This window comes from Acidovorax sp. KPB24-07 (assembly GCF_057543315.1).
Genome location: NZ_BAAJYS010000613.1, coordinates 1 through 1,517 on the forward strand (window position 1 = coordinate 1; position 1,517 = coordinate 1,517).

The 1,517-nt window shown below is 69.5% G+C and carries 2 protein-coding genes; one reads left to right on the forward strand and one right to left on the reverse strand.

Features of this window, described 5'->3' with window-relative positions:
* Window positions 1-152 precede the first annotated feature (152 nt).
* Complete coding sequence (gene nth, locus AC27IQ_RS24360; RefSeq protein ID WP_487091112.1) at window positions 153-791, forward strand: endonuclease III; 639 nt, start codon at window positions 153-155, stop codon at window positions 789-791.
* Window positions 792-924: 133 nt separating this feature from the next.
* Here the strand turns inward: nth and AC27IQ_RS24365 are convergent.
* The coding region (locus tag AC27IQ_RS24365) for a YcjF family protein (RefSeq protein WP_487091114.1) at window positions 925-1,517 on the reverse strand (593 nt) is incomplete at its 5' end.

Sequence of the window (1,517 nt, forward strand, 5' to 3'; positions counted from 1 at the left end):
CGCGGCTATAAAACGCCGTAAAAAATGCGCCGGCGCCCGTCAATTCCCCGTGAACCCGCCCGGGCGGCGGCCCGCCGCCGGGCCGGCAGGCGCCCGGGCGGCCGGCTGCGGGACAATGCGGCTCCCCGCGTGCCCACAACGACATTTCCACCATGAAGACCGCGCAGATCGAACCCTTCTTCGCCGCCCTGAAGGCCGCCAACCCCATGCCCAACACGGAGCTGGAATACACCACGGTGTTCGAGCTGCTGGCCGCGGTGCTGCTCTCGGCCCAGGCCACCGACGTGGGCGTGAACAAGGCCACGCGCAAGCTCTTTCCGGTGGCGGGCACGCCGCAGGCCATCCTCGACCTCGGGCTGGAAGGGCTGGAGGGCTACATCAAGACCATCGGGCTGTACCGCAGCAAGGCCCGTCACCTGATGGCCACCTGCCGCATCCTGGTGGAGCAGCACGGCGGCGTGGTGCCCCGCACCCGCGAGGCGCTGGAGGCCCTGCCCGGCGTGGGCCGCAAGACGGCCAACGTGGTGCTGAACGTGGCGTTCGGCCAGCCCACCATGGCGGTGGACACGCACATCTTCCGCGTCAGCAACCGCACGGGCCTCGCGCCCGGCAAGAACCCGCTGGCGGTGGAGCTGCAGCTCATCAAGCGTGTTCCTGCGGCCTATGCGGTGGACTCGCACCACTGGCTGATCCTGCTGGGCCGCTACGTGTGCCAGGCGCGCAAGCCGCGCTGCTGGGAATGCGTGGTGGCGCCGTACTGCGACTACCAGCCCAAGACCCCGCCGCCGTGACAGGACGGCTGGGCATTAAAAGTGCCTCCAGCACAATTGATACTAGGGCGTATAGCTATATTTTTCATAGCAAACCACCCTTGGCGCCCGGGGTGGCGGATTCACCCCGTGGCCGGCACCGCGCGCCGCCGGATCAGGCGCGCAGTTCGCGCAGCAGCTTGCCCACATCGAGGCCCTGCGCACGTTGCTGGATCTGCGGCGCGTAGCGCTGCTGCAGGTTGCGCGCCTCGTCCACCGTGCGCGAGAAGGAGGATTTGAGCGCGTCCTTGCCCAGCGTGCGGCCCCCGGCGTAGTAGCGCTGCGCCACCTTGCCCAGCGCGTACGTGGTGGCGAACGAGAACGCCGAGCCCGTGGCGGCGCTGCCCACCGCGCGGCCCATGCCGCCCATCACCTTGCCCAGCAGCCCGCCCACCAGCTTGCGGCCGAACTGCTCCACGTACTGCGAGGTGAGGCCCACGCCCACCGTGGCGAGAAAGTCGGTGATGTGGCCCTTGTCCAGCTCGTAGCCGTACAGCTTGCCGATGCGGTAGACCAGCCGCGTCTGCAGCGGAATGATCGCCATGGAGGCCAGCGACTGCGGCAGCAGCTCCAGCGCCCCGTTCAGGATGGAGGCATTCAGCACCATGGAGTCGATCTCGGCCGCATGGGGATCGACGGCCGGCGCCGGCGCGCCACCCGGCACCGGCGCTGGCACCGGTGCCAGCGCCTGGCCCGGGGGCAGAGACG

Coding starts and splice junctions, on each gene's coding strand:
- nth (WP_487091112.1), top strand. CDS start 153: ATGAAGACCGCGCAGATCGAACCCTTCTTCGCCGCCCTGAAGGCCGCC.